This is a genomic window from Olsenella sp. An293, assembly GCF_002159495.1.
GTDB lineage: Bacteria > Actinomycetota > Coriobacteriia > Coriobacteriales > Atopobiaceae > Thermophilibacter.
The window spans coordinates 32,047-51,067 of sequence record NZ_NFIT01000007.1 but is presented as its reverse complement, the minus strand read 5'-3'; the positions used below and the strand labels follow the sequence as shown (position 1 = coordinate 51,067).

17 protein-coding genes are annotated in these 19,021 nt (G+C 69.5%); 13 read left to right on the top strand and 4 right to left on the bottom strand.

Features of this window, described 5'->3' with window-relative positions:
* The first annotated feature begins 66 nt into the window (after window positions 1-66).
* A complete protein-coding gene (locus tag B5F85_RS05915) occupies window positions 67-1,005 on the top strand; it encodes a 2-dehydropantoate 2-reductase (RefSeq protein ID WP_087315342.1) in 939 nt (312 codons plus the stop codon).
* 32 nt (window positions 1,006-1,037) lie between these two features.
* On the opposite strand, the gene B5F85_RS05910 is transcribed toward B5F85_RS05915, so the two are convergent.
* Together B5F85_RS05910 and B5F85_RS10655 are read right to left on the bottom strand one after the other, a co-directional pair.
* On the bottom strand, window positions 1,038-2,000 hold the full coding sequence (locus tag B5F85_RS05910; protein WP_087315341.1) for a calcium/sodium antiporter: 963 nt from the start codon (window positions 1,998-2,000) through the stop codon (window positions 1,038-1,040).
* Window positions 2,001-2,185: 185 nt separating this feature from the next.
* Window positions 2,186-5,293 carry a hypothetical protein gene (locus tag B5F85_RS10655; RefSeq protein ID WP_158094562.1) on the bottom strand — a complete coding sequence of 1,036 codons (3,108 nt, stop codon included), beginning with the start codon at window positions 5,291-5,293 and terminating at the stop codon, window positions 2,186-2,188.
* Window positions 5,294-5,521: 228 nt separating this feature from the next.
* Between B5F85_RS10655 and B5F85_RS05900 the strand changes: the two genes are divergently transcribed.
* The 4 genes from B5F85_RS05900 (at window position 5,522) to B5F85_RS05885 (ending at window position 9,150) form a co-directional block, all read left to right on the top strand.
* Window positions 5,522-6,223: a GDSL-type esterase/lipase family protein gene (locus B5F85_RS05900; RefSeq protein WP_087315339.1), complete on the top strand. Its 702-nt coding sequence runs from the start codon at window positions 5,522-5,524 to the stop codon at window positions 6,221-6,223.
* A gap of 158 nt (window positions 6,224-6,381) precedes the next feature.
* Window positions 6,382-6,864, top strand: a complete 483-nt coding sequence (locus B5F85_RS05895; protein ID WP_087315337.1) for a DUF4430 domain-containing protein — start codon at window positions 6,382-6,384, stop codon at window positions 6,862-6,864.
* A gap of 23 nt (window positions 6,865-6,887) precedes the next feature.
* On the top strand, window positions 6,888-7,766 hold the full coding sequence (locus B5F85_RS05890; protein WP_087315335.1) for an energy-coupling factor transporter transmembrane component T: 879 nt from the start codon (window positions 6,888-6,890) through the stop codon (window positions 7,764-7,766).
* Window positions 7,753-9,150, top strand: coding sequence for an ATP-binding cassette domain-containing protein (locus B5F85_RS05885; protein ID WP_087315334.1), 1,398 nt, complete (start codon window positions 7,753-7,755; stop codon window positions 9,148-9,150). The genes B5F85_RS05890 and B5F85_RS05885 overlap by 14 nt, the downstream gene beginning before the upstream one ends.
* Before the next feature lie 4 nt (window positions 9,151-9,154).
* On the opposite strand, the gene B5F85_RS05880 is transcribed toward B5F85_RS05885, so the two are convergent.
* Complete coding sequence (locus B5F85_RS05880; RefSeq protein WP_087315332.1) at window positions 9,155-9,583, bottom strand: hypothetical protein; 429 nt, start codon at window positions 9,581-9,583, stop codon at window positions 9,155-9,157.
* A gap of 56 nt (window positions 9,584-9,639) precedes the next feature.
* Here B5F85_RS05880 and B5F85_RS05875 point away from each other — a divergent pair, with 56 nt between their 5' ends.
* Window positions 9,640-10,350: an ECF transporter S component gene (locus B5F85_RS05875; protein ID WP_087315331.1), complete on the top strand. Its 711-nt coding sequence runs from the start codon at window positions 9,640-9,642 to the stop codon at window positions 10,348-10,350.
* Between the two features lie 440 nt (window positions 10,351-10,790).
* Window positions 10,791-11,588: a YebC/PmpR family DNA-binding transcriptional regulator gene (locus B5F85_RS05870; RefSeq protein WP_087315329.1), complete on the top strand. Its 798-nt coding sequence runs from the start codon at window positions 10,791-10,793 to the stop codon at window positions 11,586-11,588.
* Between the two features lie 229 nt (window positions 11,589-11,817).
* Here the strand turns inward: B5F85_RS05870 and B5F85_RS05865 are convergent, their stop codons facing one another.
* A complete protein-coding gene (locus B5F85_RS05865; protein ID WP_087315327.1) occupies window positions 11,818-12,084 on the bottom strand; it encodes a hypothetical protein in 267 nt (88 codons plus the stop codon).
* 118 nt (window positions 12,085-12,202) lie between these two features.
* Here B5F85_RS05865 and B5F85_RS05860 point away from each other — a divergent pair, with 118 nt between their 5' ends.
* From B5F85_RS05860 to B5F85_RS05835, 6 genes are all read left to right on the top strand, one after another.
* Window positions 12,203-13,492 (top strand): aminotransferase class I/II-fold pyridoxal phosphate-dependent enzyme, encoded by a 1,290-nt coding sequence (locus B5F85_RS05860; protein ID WP_087315325.1) that lies wholly within the window; start codon window positions 12,203-12,205, stop codon window positions 13,490-13,492.
* Window positions 13,493-13,684: 192 nt separating this feature from the next.
* A complete protein-coding gene (locus tag B5F85_RS05855) occupies window positions 13,685-14,488 on the top strand; it encodes a tetratricopeptide repeat protein (RefSeq protein ID WP_158094561.1) in 804 nt (267 codons plus the stop codon).
* 22 nt (window positions 14,489-14,510) lie between these two features.
* Complete coding sequence (locus B5F85_RS05850; protein ID WP_087315321.1) at window positions 14,511-14,834, top strand: STAS domain-containing protein; 324 nt, start codon at window positions 14,511-14,513, stop codon at window positions 14,832-14,834.
* A gap of 19 nt (window positions 14,835-14,853) precedes the next feature.
* On the top strand, window positions 14,854-15,576 hold the full coding sequence (locus B5F85_RS10955; protein ID WP_087315319.1) for a twin-arginine translocase TatA/TatE family subunit: 723 nt from the start codon (window positions 14,854-14,856) through the stop codon (window positions 15,574-15,576).
* A 3-nt stretch (window positions 15,577-15,579) separates the two neighbouring features.
* Complete coding sequence (gene tatC / locus B5F85_RS05840; protein WP_087315317.1) at window positions 15,580-16,368, top strand: twin-arginine translocase subunit TatC; 789 nt, start codon at window positions 15,580-15,582, stop codon at window positions 16,366-16,368.
* Window positions 16,369-16,380: 12 nt separating this feature from the next.
* Window positions 16,381-18,897, top strand: a complete 2,517-nt coding sequence (locus B5F85_RS05835) for a DNA topoisomerase I (protein ID WP_087315315.1) — start codon at window positions 16,381-16,383, stop codon at window positions 18,895-18,897.
* Window positions 18,898-19,021: the final 124 nt, after the last annotated feature.

The following is a 19,021-nucleotide window of genomic DNA, read 5'->3' as shown; positions in this document are numbered from 1 at the left end:
CCTCGCGCTTGATCCCACCCTGCTCTCTGCGCCTACAATATAGGAAGTCGGCGATGAGGGGGACACATGGCGATCGAGCGCGTGGCGATTCTCGGCAGGGGAGCGGTGGGCCTGCTCTACGGCAGCCTCATCGAGAAGAACCTCGGGCCACAGGCCGTCGAGTACGTGATGGACGACGCCCGCTTTGCGCGCCATGCCGGCGAGCTGCCCACCGTGAACGGCGAGCCGTGCCGTGTGCGCACCGTCCCCGCGAGCGAGGCCACACCCGTCGACCTGGTGATTCTTGCGATCAAGGCGCCGGGCATGCCCGAGGCGCTGGACACGATGGAGCGTCTTGTGGGGCCGCGCACGGCCATCGCGTCGCTGGTCAACGGCGTCACGAGCGAGGAGCGCATCGCCGAGCGCTTTGGCTGGGAGCGCACCGTGCTCTCCGTCGCGCAGGGCATGGACGCCGTCTTCATCGGGTCGGACATGGCCTACAGCCATCCCGGCGAGATCCGCTTTGGCGCTGCGCCGGGGACGGCCGCGGGCGTGGTCGCCGACGTCGCCGACCTCTATGCCCGCGCGGGCATCCCGTACGTGGTGGAGACGGACATCCGCCATCGCATGTGGACGAAGCTCATGCTCAACGTCGGGATCAACCAGGTCTGCATGGTCTACGGCGGCACCTACGGGTCCACGAGCGAGCCCGGCAGCGAGCAGAACCGCTGCTTCGTGGCCGCCATGCGCGAGGCTCTCGCGGTGGCCCGCGCCGAGGGCGTGGACGTCACGGAGGCTGACCTCTCTCAGATGGCCGCGCTCATCGCGTCGCTCGACCCGGAGGGCATGCCGTCGATGGCGCAGGACCGCATCAACGAGAAGCCCACCGAGGTCGAGGAGTTCTCCGGCACCGTCATCCGGCTGGCTGAGAGGCACGGCCTGCTCGTGCCTACCAACCGCTGGCTCTACGAGCGCATCCGCGAGCTCGAGGCCGGCTTCGGCGCGGCTGCTCGCTCGCGTATGTGAATTGGGGACTGTCCCCAACTCACATACGACGCTTATCTGAGTACGGACGTGGCGATGTAGGCGGCGTAGAGCACCACGAAGACGACGCCGTTGGCACGGCTCATCTCGTGACGGCGCCCGATGAAGGCAAACCCCACCAGCACGAGCGAGAAGGCCGCGAGCAGGGCGAGGTCCAGGTTGTACGCGGCGTCGTAGGGGATGTTGGCGACGAGCGCCGGCCCGCCCATGACGAGCAGCAGGTTGGAGATGTTGGAGCCCACCACGTTGCCGACCGCGATGTCGGAGTTGCCGCGGAAGGCGGCGACCACGCTCGTCACGAGCTCGGGCAGACAGGTGCCCAGCGCCACCACGGTGATGCCGATGATGCGCTCGGAGATGCCCAGGGCACTTGCGATCCCGACGGAGTTGTCGACGACGAAGTCCGCGCCAAACTTGAGCATCGCGATGCCGAGCACGACCATGATCGCGCTGCGAAAGACGAGGGGCTCGGCCACGGGGTCCGCGTCGGCGTCGGTGGCCTCCGCGTCCGGCTCACCCGCACCCTCGGCAAGGCCCACGACGGCGGTGCGCACGACGAAGGCGGCAAACGCCACGAGCAAGATGATGCCCTCCACGAGCGTGACCTGCCCGTCGGTGTTGGCGAAGAGGGCGAGCAGCGCGGTTGCCGCGACGCTCACCGGAATCTCGAAGCGCTGCGTGCTGCGCGAGAGCCTCACCGGCGCGATCACGGCGGAGAGGCCGAGGATGAGCAGCAGGTTGGCGAGGCAGCTGCCCACCACGTTGCCGAAGGCCATGTCGGCGTGGCCGCCGGCGGCCGAGGTGATGCTCACGACGAGCTCGGGCAGGGAGGTGCCGATGGCCACGATGGTGAGGCCAGCCACGCGGTCGGGCATGCCGAGGCGGCGCGCGATGTTGCAGGCGCCGTCTACGAGGAAGTTGGCGCCAAAAACAAGAAGGGCGAATCCGATTGCAATGATGATGAGGCTGAGGAGCACGTCGGTCCTTTCGGGATCGGGGCTGATACCACATCCAGTATTCCATGGGCCGATATCGTCCCAATCCGGGTCGCGGACCGACTCCCAAGCGAATCCATAGATGGGCCACCATGCACACCCGTCATTGTTAACGTTGCCATCGGCTCAAAACGACGGGTGTGCATGGTCGGCCAAAGTACACGGGCCTAGGCGCGCCGGCGGATGGCCAGGGCAACGGTTGTGATGGCCGCGCCGGTCAAGACCGTGCCGAGAAGAACGACGGGGCCGGTCGAGGCGTCACCGGTGGAGGGGAGCTCGTCGGACGCGTGGTCGGAGTCCTGCTGGCTGTTGGACGGCCGCTCCTCGGGGGCCTGGTCGGGGGTGACGTCCGGTTTGGGGTCCGGTGTGGGCTCGGGATCGGGCGTGGGGTTTGGCATCGGGCCCGGGTCTGGTGTGGGATCGGGCTCGGGATCCGGCGCAGGCTCGGGAGTCGGGTCGGGCTCGGGATCAGGATCTGGATTCGGAGTCGGCTCGGGATCGGGCTCGGGCTCGGGCTCCGGGTCCGGTGTAGGCCCCGGCTCCGGCTCGGGCTCGGGCTCCGGATCCGGGTCGACCACCGGCGGCTCCTCGGTCCCCGACGGCAGCACGAGCGCGCCGTTGTTGCCCAGGCGCGACGCCAGGCGCACGCCGCCGCCCTCGACGTCGGTCACGCCGAGACGCTCCGCGTAGGGCGCGCTGCCCGTGGCGTTGGGATCCTTCTCGAGCGTGCCCAGCTCGACGGGCCGCACGTAGCGCGGGGTCCCCGCGAGCGCCACGCACTGGCCGTCGCGCACCACAAAGCGGGCGTCGATCTGGCTCGCGTCGAGCGCCACGACGTAGGGCACCCACTGCTGCTCGGACGTCGCGGCAGCCACGGCGTCTGCCGAGGGCAGCTCCGCCGTGTAGGCGGTCCGCTGGAAGTAGTAGGTCCCGCCGGCCTCGGGCAGCTCCGTCAGGGGCTCGTATCCGCTCGCCCCGCGCACGTAGAGGGGCGTGTCGCGCGAGAACGCGTAGTAGGAGTTGGTCTGCGCCGTCCACGCGCTCGCCACGGTCCCGGCCTGCGCGTCCGCTCCCGTCCCGGAAAACGCGCTCGCGAAGAGCAGTCGCCGCCCGTCCGTCCCGCCGACGACCGGCTCGCCCGTCGCCGCCGCGAGCTCCTCGTCGCTCACGAGCTCGCCCGCGTCCATGCGCTCGAGCAGCGCCTCCACGTCCGGAGTCGGCGCGACCTCGTAGGCAAACCGCAGCGGGGACACGTCCTGCCCGCCGTCGAGCGCCATCGTCGCCGAGCCGTCGGCAGCCACGCTCACGTCGACGCGGCGCGCGGGAACCGCCTCCACGGGCACAGAGAGCAGAAGCGTCTGACGTCCGGAGGAGAGGTCCGTCTCGACCATCACCACAAAGTCGTACAGGGTGACGTCGCCGCCGGTGTACTGGTTGGGCAGGTTGCCGATGTAGAAGTACGTCTCGCACACGGCCGTCGCGCCGGCCGCCTGCGCGGCCTCGATCTTGGCCCGCACGTCCTCCGGTGCGCGCTCCTGCCAGCGGCCGTCCGCCACGGCGTCGACCTCGGCCTGCGTCGCAAAGGCAAACGGCTGGCCGTCGAGCGGCACCATCTCGTGCTCGGTGTCGACGTACCAGCTCGCGTGGTTGGAGAACGTCGCGTCGTCGGTGTAGGAGAACTGGCCGTCCTGCAGCGCGTCATAGAAGAGGTCGTAGACGGCATAGCCTAGGTCGTAGCGCGCGTTCATGGCCTCCACGAGGTAGCCGAACTCGTGCGTGGCCTCGATGTGGCCCGGGTCATCCAGGCTGATCTTCACCGCCTGTGCGGCGAGCGCGCCGTCGAGCAGCCGGTCGCCGTACACGATGCCGCCCACGCGCGTGACCTCCATGCCGGCGCCCACCGCGTCGGAGACGGTGACGCGGCTGCCGCCCGGGCGCTCGTCGCCGGGCCCGCCGGAGGCCGGCGCGGTGTAGACGATGCCCAGGCACCGGTCGACCACGGTCCCAAAGGCCCACGAGAGCGCGGCGGCGCTGTGCGCGGAGAGGTAGTCGTCGACGACGCTCAGCTGCGCGGGGTCGTCGGCGTCGAGCAGGCCCGGCGAGGTCGCCAGCGTCACGTCCTCCGGCACGATGCCGTAGCTCCCGGAGCCGTAGAGCGAGAGCGTCACGTCCTTCTCGCCCGCCGCTGAGGCGGCCTCGAAGGCCCGAGCGGCCGCGGCGAGGTTGTCGTTCAGGTTGAATCCCGAGGTCACGAGCGAGTGATGCGCCTGCTCGTGGGCGGTCTCCAGCAGGTAGGCCGCCGCGTCGCTCGTGTCCAGCCCGGTGGAGAAGAACGTGAGCTCGCGGCCCGCTCCCCAGGCGGCGTTCACGCGCGACACGGCCTCGCGCATGGTGAGCATCGTGGCGAGAAGGGCGTCCGTGCCGTAGCCGTTCTCGCGGCTGCCGGGCAGCGAGCCCAGAAAGCCGTCCGGGCTGCCGTCATAGGCGGGCGGGTTCGCGTAGTCGACGCTTGCCATGGGCGGGGTCGAGCGCCCCATCACGCAGAGCGCGGGCAGGCGTGCCTCCGAGCCCGGGTCGTCGGCGGCGTCCGCCAGCTCCAAGCCCGCCTCGCTCACGGCCCGCTGCAGGTAGGAGCCGTTGCCGAGCGGCGCGGACGCCGTCTGGGCGCCGCTTGCCGCGCTGGCCGTGACCGCGAGCGCGCCGTTTTCATATGCGAGGTAGCGGCCCTCGGCGTCCGGCTCGTAGGTATCGAGCGGCATCAGGGTCACGACCTGGGAGTCATAGCCAATGACGCCCACGCGCGTGGGCACGGCGGCGTCGTCGTTTTCGGCCATGAGGCGCGCGATCGCCGCGTTGAGCGCGTCGACGAGGTAGTTTGCCTGAGGCCGTCCCCCGTAGGTCATGTCCTCGAGAAGCCGGTTGGTGCTCACCACAAAGACCACGTCGTGGGCGGGCCCGCCCTCCTGCCGCACCGACGCGGCGGACGAGAGCGTCGAGAGTCCCACGACAAAGCCGTGGTCGGCGACGTCGATCTTCACGGGCAGGCTGGCGGCGCGCGCCTCGTCGGCGCTGCCATAGACGGACTTGTCGGCCCAGATGCGACCCGCCTGCTCGGTGGAGTAGGTGCCGGCGCCTGACCCGAAGACCTCCTCCCAGCGCGCGGAGGTGTCGGGGTCCGTGAGCTTCGCTATGGCGCCGGCACGGGCCGTGAGCGGCGCAAATGCGAGGACGAAGGCGAGAAGGACGGCGAGAAGCGCGCGGGGACGGCGGTGCATGAGGCCTCGATTCGACGGCGCCCGGCGGGGCGGAGGGCAAATGGTAGCCGTATACCCGCATATCGGGCCCACGGGCGGGCGTCACGACATCCCCGCATTGCTGGCGGCAGCCTGAACGCGCGCGTCCTTCTCGCCCGACGGCGTATGGTTGACAGCGCCCTCGGTTGGCCTGTTAATTGGGGACAGTCCCCAATTTACAGACGGTTCTAAGCGGGAACGGAGAAAAGCGTGCGCGAGAATATGGCCTACAATCCGCACTTCTTCCAGCTGCGCCGCCCGCAGTTGGAGCGTATGCTCGAGATCGTGCGCGGCACAGAGTCCGCGGAGCCGGGCGGCGTCGTCTTCTACGGCGACTCGCTGACGCAGCTCTTTCCCGTGGAGCGGCTCTTTCCGGAGCTGCCGGGCGTCCAGAACTGCGGCGTGGCGGGCGCGGTCTCCGAGGAGCTGCTGTGGCTCGCCGACGAGGCGGCCATCAAGCGCCGTCCGCGCCTGGTCGTGCTGATGGCGGGCACCAACGACCTGGGCAACACCGTCATGGCGAGCCCGCGCGACGTGGCCCGCAACGTGCGCGACCTCGTCGACCTCGTGCTCGGCAACCTGCCGGAGGCTTGCGTGCTGCTGTGGAGCCCGCTGCCGTGCGTTGAGGAGGTCGACGGCTACCGTGCCAAGCCGTGCGTGCGCAGCAACGACCTCCTGCGCATGATCTTGGGCCAGGAGCGCGAGCTCATCCGCGACGCCCGCGTGCGCTTCCTCGACGTCTTCGATGCGTTTCTCGACGAGCGTGGCCGCACGCGCGCCGAGCTCTACGCCGACGGCCTGCACCTGAACGAGGAGGGCTTCCGCCGGCTGGCCGACCTCATGCGCCCCGAGCTTCTGCGAATTGGGGACAGTCCCCAACTAACAGACTGCTACACTGGGGGTTCCATTTGAATAGAGGGCACGGCTCGAGCAGCTGCCACGTCATGTTGAAAACGGCTCCGGTTTGACTCCGGATCAGCACACGGCTGTGTCTTGAGGCGGCGACCGCCCGGCCGCCCGTCCCGCCTTGCCCTCCCGTCGCCCTGGACCCAGGGAGAGAGCGAGGCACCATGTCCCAGCACAACCTTGCCAAGAAGAACCGCACCGAGAAGAGCCTGCTCACGAGGCTCGTCGCGGGTGCTGCGGCCTTCGCGCTCGCGCTGGCCGTCGCCGCCTGCGGCGGCACTCCGGCTGCGACCGGCGATGACGCGACCGCAGACGTCGGCCAGGAGCAGCAGGCCACGGTCGCCGTGAGCGTGACCATCGACGCGACGGCCGGCGAGGGCGAGTCCACCACCGTCGACGTCGACGTCCCGGAGGGCTCCACGGTCTACGACGCGCTGGTCGCGACCGGCGCGGACGTCAACGCGTCCGACTCGGACTACGGCATGTACGTGGCTGGCATCAACGGCCTTGCCGGCGGGGACTTCGGCGACATGAGCGGCTGGATGTTCGAGGTCAACGGCGAGATGGCCGAGGTCGGCTGCTCCCAGCTCGAGGTCGCGGACGGTGACGCCATCACCTGGACCTACGTGACCGAGTTCACCGAGTAGCCCTGCGGGAAGGCGAGAAGAACGTGGCGCCCGAGCGTCCCACACCCTTCGACTCCTGGCACGCGGCCGTCCCCGCGGCCCTCTTCGCGGGGACGGCCCTGCTCACGATGCTGGCGGTCCAGCCTGTGCTCGTGGCGTTGTCGCTCGCCGGTGCGGTCGCGTTCTCGCTGCTCGCGCGCGGCGTGCGCGCGACGGTGCGGGGGCTTGCCTGGCAGCTGCCGCTCCTCGCGCTCGTGTGCGTGCTCAACCCGTTTTTCTCGGCGTCGGGGTCCACGCTGCTTCTCAAGGTGGGCCCGCGCAGCGTCTACGCGGAGAGCCTCGTCTACGGCGCGACGATGGGGGCCCTGCTCGTGGCGACGGTGCTGTGGTTTCAGGGCGCCGCGACGGCGCTGACCCAGGACCGGCTGCTCTCGCTCTCGGGGCGCAGGACGCGGACGCTTCCGCTCGTGGTCTCGATGGCCTCCCAACTCGTGCCGCAGATGCTGGGCCGCGCGCGGACGGTGCGCGCGACCGTCGCCGCCTGCACGGCCGCCGGCTCGCGCCCGGGCCTGCGCGAGGAGCTCACGCGCACCTCGACGATGCTGCTCGCCTGGTCGCTCGAGGACTCGGTCGAGCGCGCGGACGCCATGCGGGCCCGCGGCTGGGAGTCGGGCCGCCCGCGCACGAGCTATCGCCCGGAGCATCTGCGCGGGCGCGACGCGGCGGCGCTCGCGGCAACCGCGGGGCTGCTCGTCGCCTGCACGGCATGCGCGTGGCGGCTGTGCGCGAGCTGGCGCTTCTATCCCACGCTGGGCGAGCTCGGCCCCTGGTGGGCGTATGCGCCGTGGCTCGCGCTCGTCTTGCTGCCGAGCCTGTCCGCGATGGCCGGCCGTCGCGAGAGGGGGTCTCATGAGCGCGCTTGAGTTCGACCACGTGTTCTTCTCGTATGCGGGCGCGGCGTCGCCCGTTCTTCTCGACGCCTCGCTCGAGGTGCCCGAGGGAGCGTTTGCCCTGCTCGTGGGCGCCACGGGATCAGGAAAGTCGACGCTTTTGCGCCTCGCCAAGCCAGAGATCGCGCCGGCGGGCGAGCTCGGCGGCTCCGTGCGCGTCTTCCGCACGGACGCGCGCGAGCTCGGTCCGCAGGCCTCTGCGCGCGCCGTGGGCCACGTCTTCCAGAGCCCGGATGCCCAGATCGTCTGCGACACCGTGTGGCACGAGCTCGCGTTTGGTCTGGAGAACCTGGGCGTCCCGGAGGCGGAGATGCGCCGCCGCGTGGCGGAGACCTGCAACTTCCTAGGCATCGAGCCGTGGTTTCACGCGCGCACCGCGGAGCTCTCGGGTGGTCAGCGACAGGTGCTCGCCCTGGCCTCGGCGCTCGCGATGCGCCCGCGGCTGCTGCTGCTCGACGAGCCCACGAGCATGCTCGACCCCCTTGCCGAGAAGAGCTTCCTCTCGCTGCTCTTCCGGGCAAACCGCGAGCTCGGCGTCACCGTGGTGGTTGCCACGCATGCGCCCGCGGCGATGGCCGACTATGCCACGTGCGCGTTTGAGCTGGTGGAGGGTTCCGTGCGCCCGGCGTCGCTCGCCGATCTGGCGAAGGGGGCTCCCCTGGACGCGGGGGCTCGCGCGGCCTTTTGGCGCGCCGCGGAGAAGGACGTGCTGCTCGCGGAAGACGTCTGGTACCGCTATGGCCGCGACGCCCGCTGGGTCCTGCGCGAGCTCGACCTCGCGGTGGGGGAGGGCGAGGTCCGCGCCGTCGTGGGGTCAAACGGCTGCGGGAAGTCGACGCTGCTCACGCTGCTCGCCGGCGTGACGAGGCCCGCTCGCGGCCACGCGCGCAACGAGCTCGCCGCCTCCCAGGCCCTCCTGCCGCAGTCGCCCAAGGCGCTGCTCTCAGGCGAGACCGTGGAGGGCGAGCTCATGGCGTGGTCGCGAGCCGGGGGCTACGGGCGGGCGGAGGTCGGCGCCGCCCTGGAGCGCCTTGGCCTCGCGGGCGCCGCCGAGCGGCACCCCTACGACCTCTCCGGAGGCCAGCAGCAGCTGCTCGCGCTCGAGAAGCTGCTGCTCGTGCGCCCACGCCTGCTGCTTCTGGACGAGCCGACCAAGGGGCTCGACCGCGCCGAGCGCGAACGGGTCGCGCGACGTCTGGCCGAGGCGCGAGACGACGGCGCGACGGTCCTGCTTGCCACGCATGACATGGGCTTCGTCCGTGCCGTGGCCGACCGTGTCTCGCTCATGTTTGACGGCGGCATCGCCGTGACCGAGCCCACCGACGAGTACTTCGCCAACTCGTGGGTCTTCCGCTGATTGGCTAGAACAGGAGGAACGGCTCGCTTTCGGCCATGGCGTCCTCGTCGATGTCGTCCAGGTCGTCGTAGTGGCCGTGCTCGTCCTCGTCGTCCTCCTCGCCCCAGCCGTAGGCGTTGGCGAAGTCGTTGTCCTCGTCGACCACGGGCAGGGCGCTCGTGATGCTGCACAGGCCGTCCAGGGCGGGGACGATCTTCTGCCACTGGCAGATCACCGGCTCCGACGGAGTGCCCTCGAGCTCGCAGAGGGAGTCGAGGAAGATCTCGTGCGCGCCGTCGAGCAGGTCGGAGTTCTTGCGGATGACCTGGAAGTGGTCGGCGAATTTCTCCATGGCCTCGTCGGCGTTCTCGGCCTCCACGACGCAGGGCATGAGGCAGTAGTTGTCCTTGCTGTCGGAGTCGTCGTTGTAGCTGAAGTTTCCGATGTACAGCATGGTGTCCTCCTCAAACGTCGTCGGCCCGGCGGAGCCCCTATGGCAAACTGGTACCCATGAACGCCCAGAAGCAAACGCGCCGGCCGCTCGCCGGCCTCATCCGCGCCGCCGAGGTGCCGGCGCTCGTGGCGGTGCCGGCGGCGATGGCCGCCCTCGCCGCGGCGGGGGTTTCGGCCTCGGCGGGCATCACGCTCGTGATGGTCGCGCTCGCCCTGGCCCTCATGCTTGCCGGCTACGAGGCCTCCCGCCCGGCGCTTCGCCAGCTCATGCCCACCGCCGTGCTCGCCGCGCTCGCCGCCGCGGGCCGCGCGCTCTTCGCGCCGCTTCCCGACGTCAAGCCGGTCTCCGCCATCGCGATCGTTGCGGGGGCCGCCCTCGGGCGGCGCAGCGGCTTTGTGGTGGGCGCGCTCGCCGCGCTGCTCTCCAACTTCTTCTTCGGGCAGGGGCCGTGGACGCCCTGGCAGATGTATGCCTGGGGCCTCGTGGGATACGTCGGAGGCGTTCTGGGCGAGCGAGGCCTGCTCTCACGCTCGCCGGCGCTCTACGGCTGGGGCCTTCTCTCCGGCCTGGTCTATGGCCTCATCCTGAACGGCTATCACGTGCTCGGCTACGTCCAGCCCCTCACCTGGCCTGCGGTGCTCGCCGCCTGCGCGGCAAGCCTTCCGCTCGACGTCACGCACGGCGTGGCCACGGCTGCCTTCCTCGCCGCGATCTGGCTGCCCTGGGGCCGCGCGATCAGGCGTGTGGTGGCCAAGTACGACCTCTGAGGCATCCCGCAGCCCGGCCCCTGCAAAATCAGTCTCCGATCCATATTTCGCGGGCGCAAAAAACAAAACCGCCCTACGATCCATGGATTTTTGAGCCGATTGGCGAGTTTGACAAACGTCACTTTTTCGCCAACTGGGAAAACGCTTCGCGACGCGCGCCGCCGCGTCGCGAATCGCCCCAAATGCCATGGATCGAAGGCGACTTTTGTTCGCGGCGCCCGAGGAAAATGGATTGAAGCCTGGTTTTGCAGGGACGCGTGCCGAAGGGCGCCCGTTGCGCCAAGCCTTGCGGCCTGAGGCGTGGACGCTGCGCGGACTCGCCCAAGCCACCCTTTACAACCTAACGTCACTTGGCTATCGTAGGCATGTTTCATGCCACGAATCATCGTCGAGGGCCTCGCCGACGGGGGCAGCCGCCGCGGGGCAAGAAGGAGATGTACATGTCCGGACACTCTAAGTGGGCAACCACCAAGCACAAGAAGGCCGCCATCGACGCCAAGCGCTCGTCGCTCTTCTCCAAGCTCTCCCGCAACATCACCGTTGCGGCCAAGCTCGGCGGCGACCCCAACCCGGACAACAACGCCACCCTCGCGGCCGCCGTTGCCCGCGCCCGCATGGTCTCCATGCCCAACGCCAAGATCAAGGCCGCCATCGACAAGGCCTTTGGCTCCGGCTCTGACGCCGCCAACTACGCCGAGATCACCTACGAGGGCTACGGCCCCGCCGGCGTGGCCGTCTACGTCGACTGCCTGACCGACAACAAGAACCGCACCGCGGCCGACGTCCGCTCCGCCTTCTCCCACTCCGGCGGCTCGCTCGGCACCTCCGGCTCCGTCGCGTTCCAGTTCGAGCGCAAGGGCTCCATCGCCGTCGAGAAGATCATCAAGTCCGAGGACAAGAAGGTCGCCGACAAGGAGAACGCCGTCGACGAGGACGAGTTCATGATGGCCGTTGCCGAGGCCGGCGGCGAGGACTACGAGGACGCCGGCGAGGAGTGGATCGTCTGGACCGCCTACGACAAGATGCAGGACGTCCAGAAGTCCCTCGAGGAGCAGGGTATCGAGGTCAAGGGCTCCGAGCTCACCATGGTCCCCACGACCCCGACCCAGGTCTCCGTGGCCGACGCCAAGAAGGTCCAGCGTCTCGTCGACCGTCTCGACGAGCTGGAGGACGTCCAGAACGTCTACCACACCATGGACATGACCGACGAGATCGTGGCTGCCCTCGACGAGGAGTAAGTCGCGCTCGTCTGACGCACCTGTAGACGCCCCGGGTCTTCTCCCCAGCTCATTGCGCTGCGCGCAAAAATCGCTGGGCGAGAAGACCCGGGGCGCAGTCGTGTCTGCCGAAAGTCGCCGACAGCCATGGGAAGAGATGCTGGCGAGCGGGGCGGGCGGGCCGTGTCGTATGGGCCGAAAGTCGCCAACAACCATGGGAAGAGTCGCTGGCGGGCCGGCGGTCTTGGGGCTACTCCACCGTTCCGTAGACGCTGCCCCAGCCGTGGGCGATGAGAATCGAGTTGAGCTGATCGCAGAGGCGCTGGCGGGTGTAGGTGCGCGAGGGAAGGGCCTCGACGACCTCGCGGAGGTCCTCGCACAGGTCAAAGATCTCCGCGCGTGCCACGACGTCGAGCTTTGTCGCGGTGGCCCGTGAGGAGACGCCCGGTGCAAAGACGGCGTTGACCACGCGCTGCAGCTCGCCGTAGTCCTCCGAGCGGAAGTCCGTGTTGAACATGCGCGCCTCCCCGTCCTTCTCCCGCGTCTCCTGTAAGCGTTCGTTTTCGTCTGGAACATGGTAGCAGCCTCGGCGGGCCTTGCATCTATACTATGCGAGACCAACGAAGGAGGACATCATGCCCAACGCGTTCCAGAAGATGACCGACGCCGAGCTCGACGCCGCCCTCGCCGACCTCGAGCGCCAGGCCGACGACCTGCGCGCCCTCGACCTCAAGCTCGACATGGCCCGCGGCAAGCCGAGCCCCGAGCAGACGGCGCTCTCCAAGCCCATGCTCGACCTCGTGACCAGCGAGACCGACCTCCACGACGGCGGCTCCTCGGTCGACAACTACGGCGACCCCGACGGCCTGCCCTCTGCGCGCGCCCTCGCCGCGGAGCTGCTCGGCGTCGACCCCGCCAACGTGAGCGTCATTGGCTCCTCGAGCCTCAACCTCATGTACGACTGCGTGCTCAACGGCTACGTCCACGGTATCGCCGGCTGCGAGCCGTGGTGCCGCCAGGGCACGGTCAAGTTCCTCTGCCCCGCCCCCGGCTACGACCGCCACTTCACCGTGACGGAGAGCTTTGGCATCGAGAACGTGCCGGTGCCCATGCGCGAGGACGGCCCGGACATGGACGTCGTCCGCGAGCTGGTCGAGGGCGACCCGCAGGTCAAGGGCATCTGGTGCGTGCCCAAGTACGCCAACCCCACCGGCGTGACCTACTCCGACGAGGTCGTGCGCACCTTCGCCGCGCTGCGCCCCGCCGCGCCGGACTTCCGCATCTTCTGGGACAACGCCTACGCCGTCCACACCTTTGCCGGCGAGGGCGACTCCCTGCTCAACATCTTCGACGCCCTCGCCGAGCAGGGTGGCGAGAAGAACCTCGTCTACGAGTTCGCCTCCACGGCCAAGGTCACCTTCCCCAGCTCCGGCATGGCGTGGGTCACCGCGAGCCCGGCGGACATGGCTGAGCTGCGCCGCGCGTTCTCGGCCATGCGCGTCTCCCCGGAGAAGGTCTCCCAGCTCGCGCACGTCAAGTTCCTGAAGGACGCCGCGGGCGTGGCGGAGCACATGAACAAGCACGCGGCCGTGGTGGCTCCGCGCTTCGCCCTGGTGGAGGAGAAGCTCGAGGCCGGTCTCGGCGACCTGGGCGTGGCCAGCTGGACCCACCCCAAGGGCGGCTATTTCGTGAGCTTCGAGGGCCCGGACGGCTCGGCCAAGGCGATCGTGGCGCTGGCCAAGGAGCTCGGCGTCACGCTGACCGGCGCCGGCGCGCCCTGGCCCTACGGCCGCGACCCGCGCGACACCAACATCCGCATCGCCCCGACCTACCCCTCGCTCGAGGAGCTTGGCCAGGCGCTCGACGTCTTCGTCGTGGCGGTCAAGCTCGTGGCGGCGCGTCTCGCCAAGGCCGCGCGCGCCTAGGGCCGGCAGGCGCATCCCCTCGCCGCCGCGGCGCTGGGGACGGGCACTCGTCAGATGTGACACGACGGCGCCACGGAGTTCTGGTATTGTCGTCGCTCATGGGCTTCTCCCTTCGCGAGGGGGAGCCAATGACGTATGCTTAAAACTTACGGGCGTCTGCCCGAGGAAACGAGACGTGAGGAGATCGACGAGATGGCGGGTTCCAACAAGGGCGGGGCCAAGCAGAAGAAGGCTGCCGAGAAGGGCAAGGGCGCGTCCAAGCCCCAGCGCAAGGCCGGCGAGCTCACCCGCTTCCAGAAGATCGTCATCATCATCTTCATCGTGATCTTCGCCGGCTCGACGCTGGCAGGCGCGCTCGCCTCGGTCGTCCAGAGCCAGCAGTACGAGGAGCAGAACCAGGAGCTCACCGCCGAGACGATGGACGAGACCTACCAGGACGTCGTCGCCGACCTCGAGGCCAAGCTCGAGGAGAGCCCCGACGACCTCGACACGCTCGTCTCGCTGGGGCAGTACTGCTACTCGTGGGGCTCCGGTGTGCTCATGCTGGCGACCGACGACGCCGACACCACGCATGGCGTCGAGCTGCTCGAGAAGGCCATCGGCTACTACGACCGCGCCCTCGAGATCGAGGACGCGCCCGAGGTTCGCGTGAACCGTGCGCTCTGCCTGTTCTACGAGGGCAGGACCGACGACGCCGCAACGGCGCTGCAGGAGACCACGACCACGTTCCCCGACTACGCGGCCGGCTGGCAGGGCCTCGGCGCCGTCTACGAGAGCCAGGGCAAGACCGAGGACGCCATCGCCGCCTACGAGAAGGCGATCGAGCTCGACCCGGACGACGAGGCGGGCGTGAAGAGCGTCTCCGAGGGGCGCCTCGAGCAGCTCCAGGGCACCGACGACGCCGGTGCCGACGAAGACGCCGCTACTGACGACGACGCCAGTGCCGACGCCACCACCACCGACGACGAAGCCGCGGGCGACGCAAGCAACGACTAGCCCGCGTCCCAGAGGAGGACACATGAGCCTTACGGTAGACACCACCATCGACGGCGCGCGCCGCACCGTCCGCGTCGCGGGCGAGGTCGACGTCTCCAACGCCGACCAGCTGCGCTCGACGCTCGACGAGGGCCTTTCCGCGGGCGAGACCGACCTCGTGGTCGACCTCGCCGAGGTCCCCTACATCGACTCGACCGGCATCGGCGTGCTGGTGGGCGCAGCCCATCGCGCCGCCGAGAAGGGCGTGCGTCTTGAGGTCGCGCGCCCGCAGAGAAACGTCGCTCGCGTGTTTGGCATGCTCGGGGTCACCTCCGAGCTCAACATCGGCGAGGAAGACGCCCGCTAGGGCAGGGGAGGAGAAGAACTTGTTTGGCATCGGAGGAACTGAGCTCTTCCTCATCCTGCTGTTCGCGTTCCTGATCTTTGGGCCGGACAAGCTCCCGGGCATGGGCCGGACCATCGGCCGCGCCCTGCGCCAGTTCAAGCACGCGCAGGAGGGCTTCACGCAGGTCGTCCAGAGCGAGGTGCTCGACCCGGCCGCCGAGGCGATGAACGCCAGCGCCGGCAAGCCCAACCGCAACCGCGCCGCCGAGCTCGACGAGGACGCCGACCTCGAGCTCGCCGAGGGCGAGGACGCCCCCAGGCCGCGCCGCACGGAGACCTTCGCCGAGCGCAAGAAGCGCCTCGCCGCCGAGAAGGCCGCCCGCGACGCCGAGGCCGCCGCAGCCGCCGCCGAGGCCGCCGCCGCTGAGGCCGAGAAGACCGCCGCGACCGCCGATGCCGTCACCGCCACCCTCGACCCCGACTCCGACGACGACGTCACGGACGCCGTCGGGAGCGCCCCGACCACCAACGCCGTCCCCGCCGCAGGCGCAGACGACTCTCAGTCCAAACCCGTCGCCAGCAAGCCGAGCGCGGCCGACCTCTACTCGATGAAGCGCCCCTCACGTTCGGAGAGCACCGTCTCCGGCGAGGACAGCCCCGCCGCGACTCGCGAAGCGAGCGAGGCGCAAAGCGCCGAGCGTGGAGCGGGCGGGGCTGTCCCCGCCGGCGACGGCGCCACCCCCGACGACGAGAAGGAGGCCTAAGCGATGCCGATCGGACCCGCACGCATGCCCATCATGGATCACCTGGGCGAGCTCAGGCGTCGCATCACGATCATCGTGGTCGCCGTCATCGTGGGCGCGCTGGTCGTCTACATGGCCACGCCGACGCTCATCGAGATGATGATTGACCAGATCCGCTCCGCCATGCGCGGCGGCGACCTCTACGTCTTCTCCGCGCTCGGCGGCTTCACCATCCGCTTCAAGGTGTCGCTGTTCTTCTCGGTGATCGTGTGCTCGCCGATCATCATCTGGCAGATCATGGCGTTTTTCCTGCCGGCCCTCAAGCCCAACGAGCGCAAGTGGGTCGTGCCCACGGTGGGCGCGATGGTCGCCCTGTTCTTCCTGGGCATGATCTTCTGCTACTTCATCATCCAGCCGGCAGCCTTTGGGTGGCTCCTCGACCAGACCTTCGAGTTCGCGCAGTCCATGGCCGACGCCGAGGACTACCTCAACATCTACATGCTGCTCGAGATTGGCTTTGGCCTGGCCTTCCAGCTGCCGCTCGTGATCTTCTACCTGTCGATCTTCCACCTGGTGCCGTACCGCACCTTCCGCTCGCAGTGGAGGACCGTCTACGTGGCCCTGATGGTGCTCTCGGCCGTCGTGACGCCCGACGCCTCGCCGATCACGATGGTCCTGATGTTCGCGGTTCTTATCGCCCTGTACGAGGCCGCGCTGGCCGTCGCCCGCTACATCATCATCGCGCGCGACGGCAAGGCCGCCCTCAAGTGGGGCCGCGAGGACTACGAGCAGCGTGACCTCGACCGTCTCTAGGCAGGTGATGTCGTGAGGCTGATCGTCACCGAGAAAAACGACGCGGCGCAGCAGATCGCGCGCCTGCTCTCCGAGTCCGGCAAGCCGACGGCCGACAAGGTCTACAACACGCCGGTCTACCGCTTCCGCGTGGGCGGAGAGGAAAACGTCACGATCGGCCTGCGCGGCCACATCCTCAAGGTGGACTTCCCGGTCCAGCTGACCTTTGACGACGCAAACGGCTGGCAGGGCCTCACCGCCGACGGCGAGCTGCTGCCCGCCGACGTGCCCGACGGGCTCGCCCGACCTCCCTACAAGTCCAAGCGCAAGCCCTATCTCTCCAACGGCATCGACCTCAAGGGCTGGAAGATCGCGAGCCTCCCGTACCTGGTGTGGGCGCCCATCGAGAAGCTCCCCGCAGAGAAGGAGATCATCCGCGCCCTCAAGAACCTCGCCAAGAAGGCCGACAGCGTGGTCATCGGCACCGACTTCGACCGCGAGGGCGAGCTCATCGGCTCGGACGCCCTGCGCCAGATCCGCGAGGTCGCGCCCGGGGTCCCCGTCTCGCGCGCCCGCTACTCCGCCTTCACCAAGGCCGAGATCGACCACGCCTTTGCCAACCTCGTCGAGCTTGACCAGGACCTCGCCGACGCCGGCGAGTCGCGCCAGTACATCGATTTGATCTGGGGCGCCGTCCTCACGCGCTACCTCACGGCGGCGCGCTGGAGCGGCCTTGGCAACGTGCGCTCCGCCGGCCGCGTGCAGACCCCCACGCTCGCCCTGGTGGTCGAGCGCGAGCGCGAGCGGCTCACCTTCAAGCCCGAGGACTACTGGGTCATCCAGGGCCAGGGCGAGAAGGACGGCGACGCCGCGGGCTCCTTCCGCATCGCCCACGCGACCGGCCGCTTCTGGGAGAAGGCCGCCGCCGACGCGGCCTTCGCGCACGTCGCCGACGCCACCGAGGGCCGCGTCACGGCCGTCGAGCGCAAGAGCCGCACCCAGCGCCCGCCCGCGCCGTTCAACACCACGAGCCTGCAGGCCGCGGCCGCCGCGGAGGGCATCTCCCCGGCGCGCACGATGCGCCTCGCCGAGAGCCTCTACATGGACGGCCTCATCTCGTACCCGCGCGTGGACAACACCGTCTACCCGAGCTCGCTCGACCTGCGCGACTGCGTGCGCACGCTCTCCAAGGTCCCGCAGTACGCCGGCACCTGCCAGGCGCTTCTCGCCCAGCCCAAGCTCACGGCCACGCGCGGCAAGGAGGAGTCGACCGACCACCCGCCGATCTATCCCACGGCGGCCGCCGACCCCGAGCGCCTGCAGCCCGCGGCGTGGAAACTCTACAACCTCATCGCGCGGCGCTTCCTCGCCACGCTCATGGGCCCCGCCACGATCGAGGGGACCAAGGTCACCATCGACGTCTCCGGCGAGCCGTTCACGGTGAGCGGCAGCGTGCTCGTGACCCCGGGCTTCCGCGCGGTCTACCCCTACGGCCTCAAGAAGGACGACCAGCTCCCGGCGCTGGCCGAGGGCGACGTCGTGAGCGTCTCCGACATGGAGCTGCTCGCCAAGCAGACCGAGCCGCCCGCCCGCTACAGCCAGGGCAAGCTCATCCAGGAGATGGAGAAGCGCGGTCTTGGCACCAAGTCCACGCGCGCGAGCATCATCGACACGCTCTACGAGCGCAAGTACTTCAAGAACGACCCGGTCGAGCCCAGCCAGCTCGGCATGGCGATCATCGACGCGCTTCACACCTACGCGCCGCGCATCACCTCGGCCGACATGACCGCCGAGCTCGAGGACGACATGACGCAGGTCGCCGACGGCAAGAGCAGCCAGGAGCAGGTGGTCAACCACTCCCGCGCGCTGCTCGCCGACCTCATGGACGCGCTCGTGGAGCACGTCGACGACCTCTCCGACTCCATCGCCGACGCCGTCACGGCCGACGCCAAGATCGGCGTCTGCCCCAAGTGCGGTCGCGACCTCGTGGTCAAGACCTCTGCCAAGACGCGCGGCAGCTTCGCCGGCTGCATGGGCTGGCCGGAGTGCGACGTCACCTACCCGCTGCCCCAGGGCAAGATCTCCGCGCTCGAGGGCGAGGCGGCCGTGTGCCCGGAGTGTGGGGCGCCCCGCGTGAAGGTGCAGCCGTTCCGCAGCCGCGCGTACGAGACCTGCATCAACCCCGCCTGCCCCACCAACCGCGAGCCCGACGTGGACGTGGGCGCCTGCCCCGCGTGCGCGCAGGCCGGCCGCGAGGGGCGCCTGGTGGCCCACAAGTCCGAGAAGAGCGGCAAGCGCTTCATCCGCTGCACCAACTACGAGGAGTGCGGGACGAGCTACCCGCTGCCCGCCCGCGGTAAGCTCGAGGCCACCGGGGAGACCTGCCCGGACTGCGGCGCCCCGATGGTCGTGGTGACCACCGCCCGCGGCCCCTGGAAGCTCTGCCCCAACATGAGCTGCCCCGGCCGCGAGAAGAAGGAGGCCGCTCGGGGGGCGCGCGGCCGCGGTCGCGCCGGCGGCGCTCGACGCGGCACCAAGAAGAAGTCCTAGCGGGCGCGGGGTCGAGGCTCTTCTCGGCCCCGCGTCCTTCTCGGCCGGCGCATCCGGGGGGTCGGCCGGGGCTCCCGGCGCGGTGTCCCCGTTTTACGTATCATTGACATTGTCGTCAGACGTC

Bases quoted from the DNA above. Each gene is read 5' to 3' on its own strand.
- B5F85_RS05875 (WP_087315331.1), top strand. From the start codon at position 9,640: ATGAACGCCCAGAAGCAAACGCGCCGGCCGCTCGCCGGCCTCATCCGC.
- B5F85_RS05855 (WP_158094561.1), top strand. From the start codon at position 13,685: ATGGCGGGTTCCAACAAGGGCGGGGCCAAGCAGAAGAAGGCTGCCGAG.
- B5F85_RS05895 (WP_087315337.1), top strand. From the start codon at position 6,382: ATGTCCCAGCACAACCTTGCCAAGAAGAACCGCACCGAGAAGAGCCTG.
- B5F85_RS05860 (WP_087315325.1), top strand. From the start codon at position 12,203: ATGCCCAACGCGTTCCAGAAGATGACCGACGCCGAGCTCGACGCCGCC.
- B5F85_RS05885 (WP_087315334.1), top strand. From the start codon at position 7,753: ATGAGCGCGCTTGAGTTCGACCACGTGTTCTTCTCGTATGCGGGCGCG.
- B5F85_RS05880 (WP_087315332.1), bottom strand. From the start codon at position 9,583: ATGCTGTACATCGGAAACTTCAGCTACAACGACGACTCCGACAGCAAG.
- B5F85_RS10655 (WP_158094562.1), bottom strand. From the start codon at position 5,293: ATGCACCGCCGTCCCCGCGCGCTTCTCGCCGTCCTTCTCGCCTTCGTC.
- B5F85_RS05865 (WP_087315327.1), bottom strand. From the start codon at position 12,084: ATGTTCAACACGGACTTCCGCTCGGAGGACTACGGCGAGCTGCAGCGC.
- B5F85_RS05870 (WP_087315329.1), top strand. From the start codon at position 10,791: ATGTCCGGACACTCTAAGTGGGCAACCACCAAGCACAAGAAGGCCGCC.
- tatC (WP_087315317.1), top strand. From the start codon at position 15,580: ATGCCGATCGGACCCGCACGCATGCCCATCATGGATCACCTGGGCGAG.
- B5F85_RS05915 (WP_087315342.1), top strand. From the start codon at position 67: ATGGCGATCGAGCGCGTGGCGATTCTCGGCAGGGGAGCGGTGGGCCTG.
- B5F85_RS05850 (WP_087315321.1), top strand. From the start codon at position 14,511: ATGAGCCTTACGGTAGACACCACCATCGACGGCGCGCGCCGCACCGTC.